Source organism: Actinocrinis sp., assembly GCF_035650855.1.
In the GTDB taxonomy this organism is placed as follows: domain Bacteria; phylum Actinomycetota; class Actinomycetes; order Streptomycetales; family Catenulisporaceae; genus Actinocrinis.
Genome location: NZ_DASRGV010000069.1, coordinates 1 through 18,122 on the forward strand (window position 1 = coordinate 1; position 18,122 = coordinate 18,122).

The 18,122-nt window shown below is 70.7% G+C and carries 18 protein-coding genes and 1 riboswitch; of the genes, 4 read left to right on the top strand and 14 right to left on the bottom strand.

Going from position 1 to position 18,122, the window contains the following annotated elements; all coding sequences use genetic code 11:
- From ureA to VFB40_RS05605, 4 genes are all read right to left on the bottom strand, one after another.
- On the bottom strand, positions 1-621 hold a 621-nt coding region (gene ureA / locus VFB40_RS05590; protein ID WP_349261354.1), incomplete at its 3' end, for an urease subunit gamma.
- A gap of 210 nt (positions 622-831) precedes the next feature.
- Positions 832-1,233 carry an MmcQ/YjbR family DNA-binding protein gene (locus VFB40_RS05595; RefSeq protein WP_324848211.1) on the bottom strand — a complete coding sequence of 134 codons (402 nt, stop codon included), beginning with the start codon at positions 1,231-1,233 and terminating at the stop codon, positions 832-834.
- A 12-nt stretch (positions 1,234-1,245) separates the two neighbouring features.
- Positions 1,246-1,653: a peptide-methionine (R)-S-oxide reductase MsrB gene (gene msrB / locus VFB40_RS05600; RefSeq protein WP_324848212.1), complete on the bottom strand. Its 408-nt coding sequence runs from the start codon at positions 1,651-1,653 to the stop codon at positions 1,246-1,248.
- 118 nt (positions 1,654-1,771) lie between these two features.
- The gene (locus tag VFB40_RS05605; protein ID WP_324848213.1) at positions 1,772-2,524 is read right to left on the bottom strand and encodes a dihydrofolate reductase family protein; all 753 of its coding nucleotides are present in this window, start codon (positions 2,522-2,524) and stop codon (positions 1,772-1,774) included.
- Positions 2,525-2,734: 210 nt separating this feature from the next.
- Between VFB40_RS05605 and zapE the strand changes: the two genes are divergently transcribed.
- Positions 2,735-3,817: a cell division protein ZapE gene (gene zapE / locus VFB40_RS05610; RefSeq protein WP_349261355.1), complete on the top strand. Its 1,083-nt coding sequence runs from the start codon at positions 2,735-2,737 to the stop codon at positions 3,815-3,817.
- Positions 3,818-4,444: 627 nt separating this feature from the next.
- Complete coding sequence (locus tag VFB40_RS28460; RefSeq protein ID WP_349261356.1) at positions 4,445-5,305, top strand: PPK2 family polyphosphate kinase; 861 nt, start codon at positions 4,445-4,447, stop codon at positions 5,303-5,305.
- A 42-nt stretch (positions 5,306-5,347) separates the two neighbouring features.
- Here VFB40_RS28460 and VFB40_RS05620 read toward each other — a convergent pair whose 3' ends face one another.
- The 10 genes from VFB40_RS05620 to VFB40_RS05665 form a co-directional block, all read right to left on the bottom strand.
- Positions 5,348-6,073, bottom strand: a complete 726-nt coding sequence (locus VFB40_RS05620) for a sirohydrochlorin chelatase (RefSeq protein WP_324848217.1) — start codon at positions 6,071-6,073, stop codon at positions 5,348-5,350.
- On the bottom strand, positions 6,070-7,020 hold the full coding sequence (locus VFB40_RS05625; protein WP_324848218.1) for an ABC transporter permease: 951 nt from the start codon (positions 7,018-7,020) through the stop codon (positions 6,070-6,072). The genes VFB40_RS05620 and VFB40_RS05625 overlap by 4 nt, the downstream gene beginning before the upstream one ends.
- Positions 7,013-7,813 carry an ABC transporter ATP-binding protein gene (locus VFB40_RS05630; RefSeq protein WP_324848219.1) on the bottom strand — a complete coding sequence of 267 codons (801 nt, stop codon included), beginning with the start codon at positions 7,811-7,813 and terminating at the stop codon, positions 7,013-7,015. Before VFB40_RS05630 ends, VFB40_RS05625 begins: the two co-directional genes overlap by 8 nt.
- A 98-nt stretch (positions 7,814-7,911) precedes the next feature.
- On the bottom strand, positions 7,912-9,042 hold the full coding sequence (locus VFB40_RS05635; RefSeq protein WP_324848220.1) for an ABC transporter substrate-binding protein: 1,131 nt from the start codon (positions 9,040-9,042) through the stop codon (positions 7,912-7,914).
- A gap of 245 nt (positions 9,043-9,287) precedes the next feature.
- Positions 9,288-10,613 carry a sulfate adenylyltransferase subunit CysN gene (cysN, locus tag VFB40_RS05640; RefSeq protein ID WP_324848221.1) on the bottom strand — a complete coding sequence of 442 codons (1,326 nt, stop codon included), beginning with the start codon at positions 10,611-10,613 and terminating at the stop codon, positions 9,288-9,290.
- Between the two features lie 2 nt (positions 10,614-10,615).
- Entirely contained in the window at positions 10,616-11,539 is a 924-nt protein-coding gene (gene cysD, locus VFB40_RS05645; protein WP_324848228.1) for a sulfate adenylyltransferase subunit CysD, read from the bottom strand.
- A 65-nt stretch (positions 11,540-11,604) separates the two neighbouring features.
- On the bottom strand, positions 11,605-12,306 hold the full coding sequence (locus tag VFB40_RS05650; RefSeq protein WP_324848222.1) for a phosphoadenylyl-sulfate reductase: 702 nt from the start codon (positions 12,304-12,306) through the stop codon (positions 11,605-11,607).
- Positions 12,303-12,503, bottom strand: coding sequence for a hypothetical protein (locus VFB40_RS05655; protein WP_324848223.1), 201 nt, complete (start codon positions 12,501-12,503; stop codon positions 12,303-12,305). Before VFB40_RS05655 ends, VFB40_RS05650 begins: the two co-directional genes overlap by 4 nt.
- A 359-nt stretch (positions 12,504-12,862) precedes the next feature.
- Positions 12,863-14,581 (bottom strand): nitrite/sulfite reductase, encoded by a 1,719-nt coding sequence (locus tag VFB40_RS05660; RefSeq protein WP_324848224.1) that lies wholly within the window; start codon positions 14,579-14,581, stop codon positions 12,863-12,865.
- A gap of 175 nt (positions 14,582-14,756) precedes the next feature.
- On the bottom strand, positions 14,757-15,722 hold the full coding sequence (locus VFB40_RS05665; RefSeq protein WP_324848225.1) for a C40 family peptidase: 966 nt from the start codon (positions 15,720-15,722) through the stop codon (positions 14,757-14,759).
- Between the two features lie 61 nt (positions 15,723-15,783).
- Positions 15,784-16,011: riboswitch (cyclic di-AMP (ydaO/yuaA leader) on the bottom strand.
- A 286-nt stretch (positions 16,012-16,297) separates the two neighbouring features.
- Between VFB40_RS05665 and VFB40_RS05670 the strand changes: the two genes are divergently transcribed.
- Together VFB40_RS05670 and VFB40_RS05675 are read left to right on the top strand one after the other, a co-directional pair.
- A complete protein-coding gene (locus VFB40_RS05670; RefSeq protein ID WP_324848226.1) occupies positions 16,298-17,437 on the top strand; it encodes a YihY/virulence factor BrkB family protein in 1,140 nt (379 codons plus the stop codon).
- Between the two features lie 211 nt (positions 17,438-17,648).
- On the top strand, positions 17,649-18,029 hold the full coding sequence (locus VFB40_RS05675; RefSeq protein WP_324848227.1) for a hypothetical protein: 381 nt from the start codon (positions 17,649-17,651) through the stop codon (positions 18,027-18,029).
- The last annotated feature ends 93 nt before the right edge of the window (positions 18,030-18,122 follow it).

The following is an 18,122-nucleotide window of genomic DNA, read 5'->3' on the forward strand; positions in this document are numbered from 1 at the left end:
GAACCCGATGGCGATGCGCGCCCCGCCGATCGGCACCAGCGCCACCTCGACGACCGCGCCCGGTTCGAAGCGGGTGGAGGAACCGGCCGGGATGTCGAGCCGTAGCCCGTACGCGGCGGCTCGGTCGAACGCCAGCCGCCGGTTCACCTCGAAGAAGTGGAAGTGGCTGGTCACCGAGATCGGCACGTCGCCGGTGTTGCGCACCGGCAGGGTGGTCGGCGCGGGCCGGCTGGATGCCTCATCCCAGGAGGCGGTTCGCGCGTCCTCCCGGTCCTCGCGCGGCAGGATCGCGCCCGGCGCCCGCCCGCCGAGCGAGGCGCCGCGAAACGGCTCGGAGATCACGGCCAGCCGCGTGCCGTCCTCGAAAACCGCCTCGACCTGCACCTCGGTGACGATATCGGGGACGCCCGGCAGCACCTCCGCCGCCGAGAGCACGCTGCGCCCGGCCTCGATCGCCTCGGCCAGCCGCAGGCCGTCCCGCGCGGCCTCGCACACGGTGTCGGCGATCAGCGCGGTCGCCTCCGGCACGTTCAGCAGCAGGCCGCGGGCGCGCCGGGCCCGAGCCAGTTGCGCCGCGCCGAACAGCAGCAGCCGGTCCCGCTCCGTGGGGGTCAAGCGCATCCGGGCTCCCGCGAGGACGACGAGTCGCAAAGTCGCACTGACGGCCGCGCGGCGGCGAGGGCTGAGGCCAGCGCGCCCGCGCCACGGCGGCTGCGATCCAGCCAACCGCATCCCCGGCGGGTCCGCAAAGGACCTCGCCTGATCAAGCTGTGCGCGTTTCGCGGCCGCGCCTGCCGACCTGGAAAGCGCCAGGGCCGTGGCAGCCCGGCGTCAGGGCGGCGTGCCGAGGTAGGCCTGGACCAGGTCCTTGGGCGCGCGACACAGCCAGGCCTCGATGAGCAGCTCGCGCAGATTCTCGACGTCGATCGGGCCGAGCCGCACGAGGACGGAGGCGTGGCCGTCGAAGTGCGGCGTCGTGAAGCAGACGTCCGGATCCGAAGCCAGCAGCGCCTCTTTCGCGGCGAGATCCGGGACCCGCACGCCCAGAATCGGGCCCCGCGGCGCGGCGGCGCCCAACGCCTCGAGGTCGGCGCGGCGCAGCGGTCGTTCCCAGGCGAAGCTCTTGTCGGCGCGCTTGTCCCGCACCCGCCAGTCGAGCGTGCCGTGCGTGGTGCGCTCGAACGTCTCCGGCAACGCGAGCGCGAGGCGCCGCACGTCCTCCCAGGTCGCCATGGGCCGGGCCCTCTACTCCTCGGCCGGTTCGAGGGTCAGGCTGATGGAGTTGATGCAGTAGCGCTGGTCCGTGGGGGTCGGGTAGCCCTCGCCCTCGAAGACGTGGCCGAGGTGCGAGCCGCAGCGGGCGCAGCGCACCTCGATGCGAACCATGCCGAAGGAGCGGTCCTCCACGAGCTCGACCGCCTTGGAGTTCGTCGGGTCGTAGAACGACGGCCAGCCGCAGTGCGAGTGGAACTTGGTCTCCGAACGGAACAGCTCATTGCCGCAGGCGCGGCACTTGTAGACGCCGACCGTCTCGGTGTCGGTGTACTCGCCGGTGAAGGCGGGTTCCGTGCCCGCTTGGCGCAGGACGCGGAACTCCTTCGGGGAGAGCTCGGCGCGCCACTCGTCCTCGGACTTGGTCACCTCGTAGGTCATGATTCGAGCGTACGGCCGCCGAGCGGCTCTTGGGGCCGCGGGGTGGCGGGGTAAGCGGACGGTAATGGGGTTCAGAGGCAACTCAGAGCTTGCATCCCGCTCGTCGCGCAGGCCGCGGTCAGGGAGCGATCCGATTGGTCACGAGGTGCCGGGTGAACAGGAAGCCGTCCTCCGCCAGCAGCGTGTGCAGGCTCAGCGGGAGCGGCGGTTCGAGCGGCGGGCCGTCCAGGATGCGCATCGCGTGGCCGGCCAGCAGTCGCGGCGAAAGGGCGAGACAGAGTTCGTCCAAGCGGCCGACGCGGGCCACTTCGGCCAGCAGGTGCGGGCCGCCCTCGCACAGGATCCGGCCGCGGCCCGACCCCGCCAGCTGGTCGATGGCGAGCCGCACGTCGGCGCGGCCGGTGCCCGCGATCAGCACCTCGCCGGCCTCGCGCGCCACGGCCAGGCGATCCGCGGGCGCGTCGCCGACCGTGACGGTGATCGTGGGCACGGTCGCCTCGCGGTAGAGCGGCGCGTCGAAGTCGAGGTCGAGGCTCGCGCTGATCACGGCGATCGCGGCGGCCGGGGCCTGGCCGGCGGCCTCGCGCAGGCGCGCGTACGGCTCACGCGGCGCCGCGGGCTGGCGGTACCCCTCGGTGCGGACCGTGGTCGCCCCGACGAGGATCACGTCGGCCAGGCCGCGCAACGCACGGAAGACCTTCTTGTCCGCCTCTCCGGACAGCCCGCCGGACTTGCCTTCCGCCTGCGCCGCCCCGTCCGCGGAGGACACCATGTTCGCCCGCACCCAGCGGCGGGTGTGACCGGGGTACGCGTACACCACGGCCAGATCGGGTTCGACGTCTCGGTTGGGTCGCGGAATCAGTTGGCGCACATAGTCAGCGTGACACAGCCGCGCCGCTATCGCAGCCGTACCAGGAGCCTGGTGGAAGCGGGTCGGAAGGCGTGCGAGCCGGTCGTGCTCGGGCCGTGATATCGCTCACAGGTTGCCGTTGACCTGCGCAGATGTGCGTGGGGGAGAGGAAGGTCACGCCGCTGGCGGCCGGGTTCGCCGTCATGGCGGAAATACGATCGTGAGGTGACGGTGATCTTAAGCACGGACGTACTGGGGCGCCTTGCCGGGCGTGTTCCGGCGGTCACGCCCGAGCGGCTGCTCGCGGAACTCGTGCCGCCGCCGCGCTTCGCATCCGCGCGCTTCGACACCTACGTACCCGACCCGGACGAGCCGTCGCAGAGCGCTGCGCGTGACCTCCTTGCGGCGCGGGCCGGAAGGCCTGGGGATGGGCGGCGCGCGCCGCGGTTCTCGGCCCGGCGGCTGCTGGGAAGGGGCGCCGGTTCGCCGAACGGCGGCTCCGACGGGAAGGCCGGGGTCGGGGTCTACCTCGACGGCGGCTACGGGGTCGGCAAGACACACCTGCTTGCCTCGCTGTGGCATGCGACCGAGGGGCAGAAGGCGTACGGCACGTTCGTGGAGTACACGAATCTGGTCGGGGCGCTCGGATTCGCCGCCTGCGTGGCGCGACTGGCCACCCGGGAACTGGTCTGCATCGACGAGTTCGAACTCGATGATCCCGGCGACACCGTGCTCATCAGCACCCTGCTCACCCGGCTGGCCGAGGCGGGAGTGCGGCTCGCGGCCACCTCGAACACGCTGCCCGACCGGCTCGGCGAGGGCCGGTTCGCCGCGGCCGACTTCTTGCGCGAGATCCAGGGCCTGGCCGCGCGTTTCGTGACGCTGCGCATCGAGGGCCGCGACTACCGCAGGCGCGAGGCCGCCGCGGCACCCGCTCCCGCGAGCGAGGCCAAAATCGCGGCGTTTCTGGACGCTGAAGCGCCTGGACGGGTCGTAGACGACTTCGACGAACTGACCGACCATCTCAGCAGCCTGCATCCGAGCCGCTATGGCGCACTGCTCGACGGGGTTGACGCGGCGGCGCTGCGCGGACTGCGGCCGATCGACGACCAGAACGCGGCGCTGCGGCTCGTCGTGCTGGTGGACCGGCTGTACGATCGTTCGATCCCGGTTCTCGCCTCGGGCGTGCCGGTTGACCGGCTCTTCACCCCCGAACTGCTGGCCGGCGGATACCGCAAGAAGTATCTGCGCGCGACCTCGCGGCTGGTCTCGCTGGCGAGCGCCGGAGCCGCGCTGGTGCCGGCGCGTTCCTGACGGCTGGCCGGTGAAGTGCGAGAATCGCGTAAACGACCGAGCGGACGGCTCGACTGACTGAGGAGCGGCCACGTGGCGAAGTCCGGGAGCAAGGGCGACGGCAAGCGCCGTGCCGACGAGAAGCTCAAGAAGCGCGACGCGGACGACGCCAAGAAGGCGGCCGATAAGAAGGCCGGCGGGGACAAGAAGAAGGACAAGCAGCCGGCCAAGGTGAAGGTCGCCGAGCGCGCCGAGGTCGTGAAGGCTTCCGCCGGTGCGACCGCGCGCTCGAACGGGTCCACGAAGCTCAAGTCGGTCAAGCTCAAGCGCGCCGAGGGCACTCAGCAGCTCGTGGAGCAGGTCGCGGCCGAGATCGTCATCGCGGAGCTCGATCGCGCGAACAATCCGGAACAGGCCGCAGCCGCGGATTTCCCCGGGCTCACTCCGCAGAGCATTGAGACGGTGAAGGCAGCCGTGGAGGGCCGCAAGAAGAGCGCGCGCAAGGGTGCTGGTAAGAGCAACGGCAAGGGCAAGAATGCGGACTCGGCGGCGCCCGAGGCGGTCGCCGCGGACGCGGTAGCCGAGGACGCGGCACCGGAGACGGTCGCGGTGGGCAACGCGGCGCGTGGGAAGTCTGCGCGCAAGAGCGTGAAGCAGGAGGCTGACGCCGCTCCGGATCTGTTCAGCGAGCTGCTGCGGGTTCCGACCGGGGCGGTGGACCTCGCGGCGATCGACCCCGGCTCGACGCCCGGCGTCTCCTCACGCGACCAGGCTGAGGAAGAGCTGCCCAAGCTCGCGGCCCGGCTGGAAGAGCTTCAGGAGCGGCTGTTCGCGGCGGCGCGTGGCGGCGACAGCAATCGCAGGGTGCTGCTCGTCCTGCAGGGCATGGACACCTCCGGCAAGGGCGGCACGGTGCGCCACGTCGTCGGCCAGCTCGACCCGAACGGCACCCGGCTGACCGCCTTCAAGGCGCCCACCGAGGAGGAGCGCGCGCACGACTTCCTGTGGCGCATCCGCTCGCAGCTGCCCGCGGCCGGCGAGGTCGGCATCTTCGACCGCTCGCACTACGAGGACGTGCTGATCGCCCGGGTGCGCAAGCTCGCGCTTCCAATGATCATCGGCAGGCGGTACCAGCTGATCAACGGCTTCGAGCAGAAGCTGGTCGCGGACGGCGTGGTGCTGGTCAAGTGCTTCCTGCACATCTCCCGCCAGGAGCAGAAGCAGCGCCTGCTGGCCCGTCTCGACGACCCGGCCAAGCACTGGAAGTACAACCCCGGCGACGTCGCCGAGCGCGCCCTGTGGCCGCAGTATCAGGACGCTTACCGCATCGCGCTGGAGAAGTGCTCGACGCCGGACGCGCCCTGGTACGCCATCCCGGCGGACCACAAGTGGTACCGCAACTACGCGGTCACGCGGCTGCTGGTCGAGGCACTGGAGCGGATCGATCCGCAGTACCCGGCGGGCAAGTTCGACGTCGAAGTCGAGCGGGAGCGGGTGCTGGCGAGCTGATCGCCGGGCGGCGCGGCCGGTACGGCGGGTACCGACTGGTTGTCAGGCTACTGCGACGGCGGCGGTGGCCGGGAGTGAGGGCGCGGGCCGCGTCCCGGCGGCCTGCGCGTAACGCTCCAAGACGAGCTCGACGAGTTCTGCCGGCGGCTCGCCGTCCGGGGTGGTCAGCGGAGCCGCGATCGCAACGCGCGCCGCGAGGGCGTCGGCGCGTACTCGGTCGTACAGCAGGCCCGGCGCAAGGAAGTACGAGGCGACGGCGACCCGGGATGTGCCAGCGGATCGCAGTGCCCTGATGGCGTTCGCCGTCTCCGTCGGGGCGATCGTGGCAGAGGCGACGACCACGCTCAGATCCGGATCGGCGCAGTCCGCGTCCTGCTCACGCAGGCGCCGCCGCATCGCCGCGTCGAGCAGCGGATCCGGTCCCAGCGGATCGGCGACGAGCAACGCCGGCGGACGACGCAGGGCCCGACGCGCCTGCGCGGTCACGGCCGGGATGTCGTGCCCGACGTGATAGCCGTGGCTGAGGAAGAGCGGCAGCACGACGACGCGGCCGATGTCTTCGTGCGCCGCCGCGACAAGTCGGGCGAGCGCGGTGGGCACGTCCGGGCCGCACAGGTCGAGAAAACCCAGCTCCGCGCGCAGCCCCGGCCTGGCCCGGCGCACCGCGGCCAGCAGCCCGTGCAGCGCGGCGGCGTGGCGCGGGTCACGTGAGCCGTGGGCCACGGCGAGCAGAGCGGGGCGTGTGACGCGTGCGGGCGGGGCGGTCATGAGCGGCTCAGGCCCCTGGTACGCAGCAGGCGCCGCTCAAGCGGGGCGAAGAACACCTGGTTGATGCCGATCCCGATGATCAGGATGATGATGATCGAGCCGATGGCCAGCGAGAGGTCCAGGTTGTCCTGGGCGAACTTCATCACCTGGCCGACCCCCGGCCCCAGCGAGGGCGAGATCGCGATCAGCTCGGCGGCCATCAGCGAGCGCCAGGCGAACGCCCAGCCCTGCTTCATGCCGGAGACGTAGCCGGGCAGCGCCGCCGGGAACAGCACGAAGCGCACCGAGTCCAGGCCGCGCGCGCCGAGGTTGCGCCCGACCCGCAGGTAGATCGGCGGGACCCGGTCGAGGCCGTCGATCAGGCCGATCGCGATCGAGGGCACCGCGCCGAGCAGCACCACCGTGTAGATCGTCGCCGAGGTGACGCCGAACCAGATGATGCCGATCGGCACCCACGCCACCGAGGGCAGGTTCTGCAGGCCGGAGAGCAGCGGCTGGACCGCGGCGCGCAGCGGCGCGATCCGCGCGACCAGCAGGCCGATCACGGTGCCGATCGCGACCGAGGCGGCGAAGCCGATCGCGGCCCGGTACACCGAGTCCCAGATGGCCGCGCCGATCCGGCTCGGGCCCCAGTTCGTGGTCACCGCGTCCCACACGTCGCCGGGCCCGGGCAGCATGATCTCGCCCGAGTGTACGTGCAGGGCGACGAGCAGGTCCCAGAGCGCCACGATGATCGCGAGCGCGACGATCGGCGGCAGCACGCGGCCGAGCAGGATGCGCCACCACGGCCGCCGGTCCTTGGCCGCCGCGGCGTCCAGGGCGTCAAGCCCGGCTTCCAGCTTGGCGAGCTTGTCGTGTCCGTCCTCTGCCTCGGGCTCGATCCGCGGCGCCGCGGTCTCGTCCAGCGCGGCCGCGACGGCGGTCACGGTGGCGGTCTCTTCAGCCATGGCGATTGACCTCCGCGTGCTTGGTGATCTCCCTGTGCAGCTCGTCGGTGATCTCACGGGCCAGGTTGGACACCGCGGCGTCCTCGATCCGGCGCGGCTGCGGGATGTCCACCTGCCATTCGCGGGCCACCCGTCCGGGCCGCGAGGAAAGCAGCACCACCCGCTGCCCGAGCCGCACCGCCTCGCGCACGTTGTGCGTGACGAACAGCACCGTCACCCCGGTCTCCTGCCACAGCGCGGTCAGCTCGCCGTGCAGCACGTCCCGGGTGATCGCGTCCAGCGCGGCGAACGGCTCGTCCATCAGCAGCACGTTGGCCTGCTGGGCCAGCGCGCGGGCCAATGCCACGCGCTGCCGCATGCCGCCGGACAGCTCGTGCGCCCGCTTGTGCGCCGCGCCCTCCAGCCGCACCAGCCGCAGCAGCCGCTCCGCCTCGGCGCGGCGCTCCAGCTTGCCGGCCCCGCGCAGCCGCAGCGCCAGCTCGATGTTCCCGGCCGCCGTCAGCCACGGGAACAGCGCGGACTCCTGGAACATCAGCGCCGCCCGACCGCCGGTCACCTCGATGGAGCCGGAGCTGACCGGGTCCAGACCCGCCACCAGGTTCAGCAGGGTGGACTTGCCGCAGCCGGAGGCACCGAGCAGGCAGACGAACTCGCCGGGCGCGACGGTCAGGTCGATGCCGTCGAGCACCGGCGTGCCGGTCTCCTTGCCGAACCACTTGGTGACGCCGTTCAGCCGCACGGCCGCCGCGGTAAGCGTGCCGGCGCTGGGCGCCTCGTCGATCGTCACGGTCATCTCGCTGTCCTCCTTGGTCCGCCGCCCGGCGGTGGCGGCATGCGTTACGCGGTTCGCCGGGCGGCGGTGTGGGGCGGGATTGCTGTTCAGTCGGTGCGTTACTGGTTACCGAGCCCGGCCGCTGACACGGTCGGCTGCCCGGCGTCGGTCAACGCCTGGTTGAGCAGGGTCAGGTCGTAGATGCCGTTGAGCGGGGTCTGCTTGAGCAGGCCGTCGGAGACCGCGTGGTCGAGGCTGGTCTGCAGCGAGGACGCCTCGGGGTCGTTGGTGACGTTCTCCTCGGTCCACGCCCGGGTGATCACCGGGTCCTTGAGCGACTTGCCGGTCAGCGACTTGATGGTCGAGTTGACCAGCTTGGCCGCGTCGGCCGAGTTGGCGCTGACCCAGGCGTTCGCCGCGATCTGCCCCTCGATCAGAGCCTTGACGCTCTGCGGGTGCGCCTGCAGGAAGGACGTGGAGACCACCAGGTTCGTGGTGGCGAACTGGCTGTTCGGCCACAGCGACTTCTCGTCCACGAGCACGTGGCCCTTGCCCTCGACGACCAGGCGGGAGGCCCACGGCTCGGGCACCCAGGCGCCGTCGATCTTCCCGGCCTCGAACAGCGTGAGCGAGGTGGCGTTGTCGGTCGGCGTGATCTTCACGTCGCCGCCGCCCTGCTGGTCGGTCGTGTAGCCCTGCTGCTTGAGCCAGTAGCGCAGCGCCACGTCCTGGGTGTTGCCCAGCTGCGGCGAGGCCAGGGTCTTGCCCTTGAGGTCGGCCGGCGCGTTGATCTTCGAGGAGACCACCAGTTCGGCGCCGGCGTTCTCCGCCCCGGCCACGATGACCAGGCCGCCCTTGGACTTGACCCAGGCGTTGAGCGCGGAGGACGGGCCGACGTACGCGGCGTCGAGCTTGCCGCCGAGCAGTGCGGTCATCTCGTCCGGGCCCGCGTTGAAGATCTGGGTCTCCAGCTTGGCGCCCGCGAGCTTCTGCGCGAAGAAGTCCTTCGCGACGCCGACGATGGCGGTCGTGTGTGTGACGTTGGCGAAGTAGCCGAGACGCACGTCGCTGGCCGCGGTGCCGGCCGAGGAGGCCGAGCTGTTCGCGGCGACCGGGGTGCTGCTGACCGGCGAGGCGGCGTGTGCGCAGGCGGCGCTGGCCGCGATGGTGCCTACGGCGACCGCGGCGAGCAGGACCTGTTTGTAGGGACGCGGCTCTCGGGAGCGGTGTGCGATACGGAGCGGGGACACGTGGATTCCTCGTTCGGTGTCGAGAGAAGAAGGGGGCCTGAGCAAGGCGGCGCGGACTCGGCCGGACCGCGGCGACAAACGGCGTCGATATGCGTCAGCCGTGGGTGCCTCGCGCAGGCACCGTCTCTGTCGAGCGCTCAGAGCACAGCTGGGCAGTTGAGCGAGCCGGTACACCCGCTCAGCCGTCCCGTCTCCCTCGGGTGGATCGCGCCGGAGATCCCGGCCAGTATGAAATCGGGCACCTGCTACACCTCCGCCGTGGCGGCGGCAGGTGCGGCGGCGGTCTCGTCCGCTTGCAGCGGCGTGCCGACCATGCCGGCGGTCAGCGTCGCGCCGTCGCTCTCGTCGATGAGCAGGAACGAACCGGTGCGCCGGTTGTCGGTGTAGTCGTCGAGCGGCAGCGGGGCCGCGGCGCGCAGGGTCACCCGGCCGATCTCGTTGACCGACAGCGCCTGCGGGTGCTGCTCCTCGGCCAGCGTCTCGATGTCCAGGCGCGCGTCCAGCGAGCGGACGATCGCCTTGACCGTCTTGGTGGCGTGCCGAAGCAGCACCCTGTCACCGGAGCGCAGCGGCCGGTCGGCCAGGTGGCACACGGTCGCGGTCACATCCTGCGTCGCGTGCGGGGCCCGCGCGGCCGGGGCGATCACGTCGCCGCGCGAGATGTCCAGGTCATCGGTCAGGCGCAGCGTCACAGACTGCGGCGCGAACGCCACGTCGACGTCCTGCTCGCCGAGCCGGTCGATCCCGGCGATCGTCGAACGCTGACCCGAGGGCAGCACTACGATCTCGTCGCCGGGCCGCAGCACCCCGGAGACCAGCTGCCCGGCGTAGCCGCGGTAGTCGCGGAACTCGCCCGGGGTCTGCGGGCGCAGCACGTACTGCACCGGGAAGCGGGCCGGATGCGCCTCCGGGCTCTCCTCCACGTCCACGGCCTCGAGGTGTTCCAGCAGCGTCGGGCCGCCGTACCAGTCCATCGAGGCGGAGGGCTCGACCACGTTGTCGCCGGCCAGCGCGCTGATCGGGATCGCGGTCACCTCAGGCACGCCGAGCCGAGCCGCGTATTCGGTGAACTCGTCCGCGATCGGCGCGAACACCGTCTCGTCGTAGCCGACCAGGTCCATCTTGTTCACGGCGAGCACGACGTGGGGCACGCGAAGCAGGGCTGCCACGGCCGCGTGCCGCCGGGTCTGCTCGACCACGCCGTTGCGCGCGTCGACGAGCACGACCGCGAGCTGCGCGGTGGACGCGCCGGTGACCATGTTGCGGGTGTACTGCACGTGCCCCGGTGTGTCGGCCAGGATGAAACGGCGGCGCGGGGTGGCGAAGTAGCGGTATGCCACGTCGATGGTGATGCCCTGCTCGCGCTCGGCGCGCAGCCCGTCGGTGAGCAGCGCGAGGTCCGCGCCGTCGAGGCCGCGTTCGCGGGAGACCCGCTCCACCGCGTCGAGCTGGTCCGCGAACACCGCCTTGCAGTCGTGCAGCAGCCGGCCGACGAGGGTGGACTTGCCGTCGTCGACCGACCCGGCGGTGGCCAGGCGCAGCAGGGAGATTTCCGTGGGCGTGGCGCTCATGTCTAGAAATACCCCTCGCGCTTGCGGTCTTCCATCGCGGCCTCGGACAGCTTGTCGTCGGCTCGGGTGGCCCCGCGCTCGGTCAGCGTCGAGGCGGCGATCTCACGGATCACCTGACTGATCGTCACGGCGTCCGAATCCACGGCGCCGGTGCAGGACATGTCGCCCACGGTGCGGTAACGCACCAAGCGCCGCTCGACCGGCTCGCCGTCCTTCGGGCCGCCCCACTCGCCGGGCGTCAGCCACATTCCGTCGCGCTGGAACACCTCGCGCTCGTGCGCGAAGTAGATCTCGGGCAGCTCGATCTGCTCGCGCTCGATGTACTGCCAGACGTCCAGCTCGGTCCAGTTGGACAGGGGGAAGACGCGCACGTGCTCGCCGGGCCGGTGCCGGCCGTTGTACAGCGCCCACAACTCGGGGCGCTGCCGGCGCGGGTCCCAGCCGCCGAACTCGTCACGCAGCGAGAAGACCCGCTCCTTGGCGCGGGCCTTCTCCTCGTCCCGGCGTCCGCCGCCGAACACCGCGTCGAACTTGTTGCCGGTGATCGCGTCCAGCAGCGGCACGGTCTGCAGCGGGTTGCGGGTGCCGTCCGGGCGCTCGCGCAGCCGGCCGTCGTCGATGTAGTCCTGCACCTTGGCCACGGTCAGCCGCAGCCCGTGCCGCGCGACGGTGCGGTCGCGGTACTCCAGCACCTCGGGGAAGTTGTGCCCGGTGTCCACGTGCAGCAGCCCGAACGGCACCGGCGCCGGCCAGAAGGCCTTGAGCGCCAGGTGCAGCATCAGGATCGAGTCCTTGCCGCCGGAGAAGAGCAGGACCGGCCGCTCGAACTCCGCCGCGGTCTCCCGGAAGATGTGCACCGCCTCGGATTCGAGCGCGTCGAGGTGGGACTGGCGCAGTCGCGACGGGGCGTCGGTCAGGACGGTCACGTGCTCCTCCTTCGTCGATATCGGCTCGGTGGCGATCGAAGCGGGCTCGATCGGTCCGGTCTCGGTCACGTGTGCAGGCCGCACTCGGTCTTGGACCGCCCGGCCCAGCGCCCGGCGCGCGGGTCCTCGCCGGGCAGCGGGCGGCGGGTGCACGGCTCGCAGCCGATCGAGGTGTAGCCGTCGAAGAACAGCGGGTTGATCAGCACGCTGTTCTCCTCGATGTACGAGTCGACCTGCTGCTGCGTCCAGGCGGCGATGGGGGAGATCTTGACCATGTTGCGCTTGGCGTCGTAGTCCACGACCCGGATGTCGGCGCGGGTCGGCGACTCTTCGCGGCGCATGCCGTTGATCCAGGCGGTGTACGGCTTCAGGCCCCGCTCCAGCGGCTCCACCTTGCGCAGCGCGCAGCAGCGGTCCGGGTCCCGGTCGTGCAGCTTCGGGCCGTACTCGGCGTCCTGCTCGGCCACGGTCTGCTTCGGGGTGATCGAGAGCAGATTCACCTTGTACGCCTGCGCGACGGCGTCGCGGGTGCCGATCGTCTCGGCGAAGTGGTAGCCGGTGTCCAGGAAGAGGACGTCGATGCCGGGCGCGGCGGCCTGGGCGACGTGCACCAGGTGCGTGTCAGCCATCGAAGAGGCGACCACCAGGTCGGCGCCGAAGGTCTCGCGGGCCCAGGCGACGATCTCGGCGGCGCTCGCGTCGGCGAGCCGCTCGTTCGCGGCGTCGGCCAGCTCGCGCAGCTCGGACTCGGTCAGCGTGGAGGTCATGCGCCGGCCCCCAGCTTGAGGCCGAGGAAGGAGACCTCGAAGACGCGCGCGCAGGAACGGCAGTTCCAGGCGCGGTGGCTGGACGGTTCGGGACGCAGGTCCTCTTCTGCGCAGTACGGGCAGTACTGCGGCGCGGCGCGTTGCTCGCCGCCGCCGTCGAAACCGCCGGTGCCGCGTTCGGGTCGGGTGGCGCTCACGGGTCCGGTCCTCCGGGTCGGTGCGGGCGCGTCACGCGGGCGACCGGGAAGGGCATCGTGAATTCCGGCCGACGCGTCTCGCACCCGCGGATCGCTCTCCGGGAAGCTCCTCGGAGGCGGTTCTGACTGTCCTGGCTGACTGTCTTTTCGCTGGTGTGCGGGGTTATCGCGTCGGCATACAGACGGCGCTGGAGACGCGCTTGTAGTCGACGTGGCGTCGAGCTACGAGGGCGATTCCGGCGCGGGACATGCAACGAGCGTGCCATCGCGGCGGCGCTTACGTCCAGCACGTACCAGCATCTGGACGCAACGGTGAGACACGCGGTGTCCGACATAGCCGGACACCGAACCCGGCGCTCTCAGGACAGCTGCTGCTCCGTGGCCCGCACGGTCCAGGCCGCGAAGGACTCGCCGTCCTCGCGGTCCGCCTGGTAGTTGCGCAGCACCCGCTCGACGTAGTCCGGCAGCTCCTTCGCGGTGACCTTGAGCCCGCGCACCTTGCGCCCGAACGAGCCGTCGTCGTCCATGTCCGCGCCGAAGTGCCCGCCGAGGTGTACCTGGAAGCCCTCGACCTGGTTGCCGTCCGCGTCGCGCACCAGCTGGCCCTTCAGCCCGATGTCCGCGGTCTGGATCCGGGCGCAGGAGTTCGGGCAGCCGTTGACGTTGATGGTGACCGGGGTGTCGAAGTCCGGCAGCCGCTTCTCCAGCTCGTCGATGGTGTCCGAGGCCAGCGCCTTGGTCTCCACGATGGCCAGCTTGCAGAACTCGATGCCGGTACAGGCCATGGTGTGCCGGCGGAACACCGACGGGCGCACCTGCAGGTCCAGCGACTTCAGCTCGCCGATCAGGCCCTCGACCCGGTCGCCGGGGACGTTGAGGATCAGCAGCTTCTGGTCCGGGGTGGTGCGGATCTCGTCCGAGCCGACCGACTCGGCCAGGTCCGCGACCCGGCCGAGGGTCGCGCCGTCGATCCGGCCGACCCGCGGGCAGAAGCCGACGTAGAAGCGGCCGTCCTTCTGCTCGTGCACGCCGACGTGGTCGCGCTCGGCCGGCGGCACGAAGGGCGGGGGCGGCCCGTCGATCAGCTTGCGGTGCAGGTACTCGCTCTCCAGCACCTCGCGGAACTTCTCCGCGCCCCAGTCGGCGACCAGGAACTTGAGGCGCGCGCGGTTGCGCAGCCGCCGATAGCCGTAGTCGCGGAAGATGCCGCAGACCCCGGCCCAGACGTCGCCGACCTCCTCGATCGGCACCCAGGTGCCGAGCCGCTTGGCGAACTGCGGGTTCGTGGAAAGGCCGCCGCCGACCCAGAGATCGAAGCCCGGGCCGTGTTCGGGGTGCACGACGCCGACGAAGGACACGTCGTTCGTCTCGTGGACGACGTCTTGCAATCCGGACACCGCGGTCTTGAACTTGCGCGGCAGGTTGGAGAACTCCTTGGAGCCGACGAACCGGCGCTTGAGCTCCTCGAGCGCCGGGGTGGCGTCGAGCACCTCGTCCTTGGCCACGCCGGCCACCGGCGAGCCGAGCATCGCGCGCGGGGTGTCGCCGCAGGCCTCGGTGGTCTGCAGGCCGACGCCCTCGAGGATCTTCCAGATAGTGGGCACGTCTTCGATACGGATCCAGTGCAGCTGGATGTTCTGCCGGTCCGTGACGTCCGCGGTGCCGCGCGCGTAGGTCACCGAGACCTCGCTGATGGCGCGCAGTTGAGCCACGTTCAACACGCCGCCGTCGATGCGTACCCGCAGCATGAAGTACTCGTCGTCGAGCTCATGGGGTTCAAGCACCGCGGTCTTGCCGCCGTCGATGCCGGGGCGGCGCTGCGTGTAGAGGCCCCACCAGCGCATACGGCCGCGCAGGTCTTGCCCGTCGATCGCGTCGAAGCCGCGATGCGCGTAGATGTTCTCGATCCGGGCGCGTACGTTCAGGCCGTCGTCGTCCTTCTTGACCTGCTCGTTCGCGTTCAGCGGAGTGAAGTGGCCTTTGGCCCACTGGCCCTCGCCGCGGTGCCGTCTCACCTGGTGGGAACGCACGCTCGTCCCCGAAGGCTCGGCGGCGGCAGGCGTGCTCGACTCGGTCATCCTCGTGTCCTTCGCGAAGAGGGCATTCCCTGCCGAGATTGCCAGCCGAACGCGAGCAGCGTCCAACGCTGCTCAAAATGCGGACCGGAATGTGAGACGGCGGCGGACTCGAGTCCGCCGCCGTCGAAGGTCTGGCAGCTGCCGCGGGGCCGCGGGCGGGCCCCTGGATCCCGGGTCAGCTCACCCGGCGGATTCCGGAGATCGACATCATGTTCCAGTGCGCGTACTGGATCACCTGGCCGGTGGTCGGCGCGTGTATGACCAGGCCGCCGCCGATGTACAGCGCCTCGTGCTCTTCGCCGTTGTACTCGATGATGTCGCCGGGCTCCAGGTCGGCCAGGACCGCGGGCACCGCGTACCCGTCGTTGATCTGGTCGTAGGTGGTGCGCCCGAGCGAGACCCCGGCCGCCGCCCACGCGGCCTGTACGAGGCCGGAGCAGTCGTAGCTCGGGTCGCCGGTGCCACCCCACTGGTACGGCATGCCCAGCTTGGACTTGGCGAAGGCGATGGCGATCGCGGCGCGTCCGGTGGCCTGCGGGACCGCGTTGATCTCGGCCTGGGTGACGCCGGAGTAGTTGAAGCTCTGCTGCTGCGCGTAGGTCAGCTGGGAGAGCAGCGTCTGCGCCTGCTGGAACTTGCCGACGATCTGCTTCTTCATCGAAGCGGCCTGCGACTCGGCCTGCTGCAGCGCGGTGAGCCGGTCGGCGGCCTGCTTCTTGAGGACGGCCAGCTGCGCCTGCTCGAGCTTCAGGGCCTTGAGGTTCATCGTCTCGTTCTGGCCGACCTGGCTCATCGTGGCGGCCTGCTGCAGGTACTGGTCCGGGTGGCTCTGCAGCATCAGCTCGAGGGTCGGGTCGACCGAGCCGGCCCGGTACTGGGCGGCGGCGAGCGGGCCGAGCGTGGAGAGCAGCTTGTTCATCGACTGCTGCATCGTGGCGGCCTCGCCCTGCAGGTCGTCGACCTGCTTCTGCAGGTTCGCCAGCTGCTCGACGGCCGCGTCGTAGACGTTCGTGGCCTGCTCAGCCTGCGCGTTGAGCTCGTGTACCTGGGCTTCGATCTCGGAGACCGAGGCCGCGTGGCTCGGGGTCGGGGCGAGCCCCACGCCGACGGCTGCCGCCGCGGTCGTGGCCGTGAGGGTCATGACGGAACGGGCCGGCACCTTCGCCCGTCTGTGGGACGCCATTTCTCGCGCACTCCAATGCGATCTCTTTCCTGCCGCCTACCGGGTGAGCTGACGGGTTCGGGCGGAAAGTGCCCTACGGCGCGCATCGCCGGGCTCGCGCTCCTACGCGCGGCGGCGGTGCGGTCCGATTCACCCCGGGTCGCTTCGGCGGGTTCGGGACCGGCTTGGCCGGGTGGGATCCGAGACCGCCGGGCAACCGATGGTTCCCCGGTTCCGGCCTCGCGGCCGGATTCGGCGTCGAGCGCGACCCGCGTCCGATCCGGGGAGTAGACCGGGTGTCAGGTAGCGCCTGAAGCGAAAAGATATGCCTGTCGGCCTGGGACAATTCGGACTTCACGATGGGTCTTTACCTGAAATTTACCGGCCCGCTCCGACCCTAGGACGCGTCCACGACGTGTAGCCCTGATTCCTCTACCGACAGTATGTTCACGGCCGCACGGTGCAATCGCAGACAGCTGAGAGCGTCGTGCTGCTCGGGGCACCGTTTGGTGAGGTACCGTGGGGTGCCCGGTGCAGAAGAGCAAGAAATCAGGATGTATACGGAAACCGCCGACGAGGCGTTACGCAGCGCCCGATCTACACAGATCGCCGTCGCCGCGCCCAGTCTCGACACTGCAGCCTTCGAGTCCCCAGGACTCGACTCCGCGACACAAGCCGACGCGCTGTTCGATATCGCGGTTCCTCGCCGTCGAATCTTCCGCGGCGGCAGACCGCGCCGCCGCGGCAAAACCGTTCAAACGTTCCGGCTCTGCCTTCGCTACCGGATCACCGGACTGGCCGCCGAAGCCGCGTTCTGGATCCTGCTTTCGCTGCCGGCTTTGGCGCTCGGCATCGTCGGCGTTCTCGGTTACCTGCACACCCAACTCGGTACCGCACGCGCGCTTCGCCTAGAGCACGATCTGACCAACGCTGCAGGCGTGGTGCTCTCGCAGCGGGCGGTGCGGCAGACCATCGCGCCCGCGCTGCACAGCATGCTGACGTCAGGGCACGCCGACGTCGTTTCGGTCGGATTCGTCGTCGCACTGTGGTCAGGATCACGCGCGCTGAACGTCGCGATCGACACGATCACCGTCGCCTCAGGTCAGAACGGGCGGCGCGGAATCGTGCGCACCCGGCTGCTGGCGTTCGGGCTTTACCTGCCGGCCCTGCTGCTCGGCGCGGCGACGGTGCCGTTGCTGCTGGTCGGGACGGAGTTGCTGGCCGGGATCGCACCGGCCGCCGCCGCCGTGCTCGGCCCGCTGGCCTGGCCGCTGGTGGCCGCGGCCCTGGTGGTCTTCCTCAGCACGCTCTACCATCTGGCGCTGCCGGACCGTCCGCGCTGGCGCGCGGGACTGCCGGGAGCGCTCGTCGCGCTCGCGGTGTGGGCGGCAGGATCGGCGCTGCTTCGGCTCTACCTCCACGGCAGCCAGACCGGCCAGGACGGCGCGACCGGCGCTGCGGGCTTCGGAAGGATCGCCGCTACCGCGGCCATCCTGCTGTGGCTCTACATCACCGCGCTGGCGGTGTTGATCGGCGCGGTGTTCAACGCGGTCCTGGCGGGTACCAACGGTGACAGTGCCGGCCGCGTCGGCACTGGTGGGGGCGTAGCGGAAAAAGCTGTCGAACCTGCGGGCCCGCCGGGTGACAATGCGAGTGACAATAAAACGGCAGACAGCGCGGATCGGGTCGCTTAGGATGACACGATCATCCGCATAAACGGATATTTGACAACGAAGCTGACAAGTGGCGCAGTGGATCGCAGTCAGGATCCGCCCGCCGACCAGACGGCGACCGGCCGGACCGACCCGGACCGCTGACAGACGCCAGATCACCTGGCGCGCGGCAGCCGCGGGTCGGCGTCGGCACAGGTGAAAACCGCTGGCCGTCCGATATTTGGAGGACACGATGCAGGCAAGTGCCGCCACAGGCGACCCGGCGCCGGCTACCGACGTGCCCCCACCGCGCACCCCCGGGCGCCGCGGCGCCCGTTCGACCGCGCCGCTGATCGCCGTGCCCGCCGACGGGCTCGGCTGGAGCGAGTCGGACCTCGAAGAGCTCGACCGCACGGCGCCGGGGCTGCTGCCCGGCCGGATCGTCAAATGTGACCAGGCAGGCGCCCTGGTGTTGATGCCCTGGGGCGCCGCCAGGGCGACCTACTGCGCCGGCCTGCTGCTGGCGGCGGCGAAGGCGAAGGCCGCGGGCCGCATCTGGCCCCGGCCCGGCGACCGCGTCGCCCTGCGCCGATGGCCGGACGGGCCGATAACCGTCGAAGGTGTCGTCGTTTGACTCCCACCCGAACCTTCAAGCGCGCCGTCGTTCTGGCGCCGTGTCAGATCTGGACTACGCCCCTTGCGTGGCCAGCAGGATATTCAATTCGAC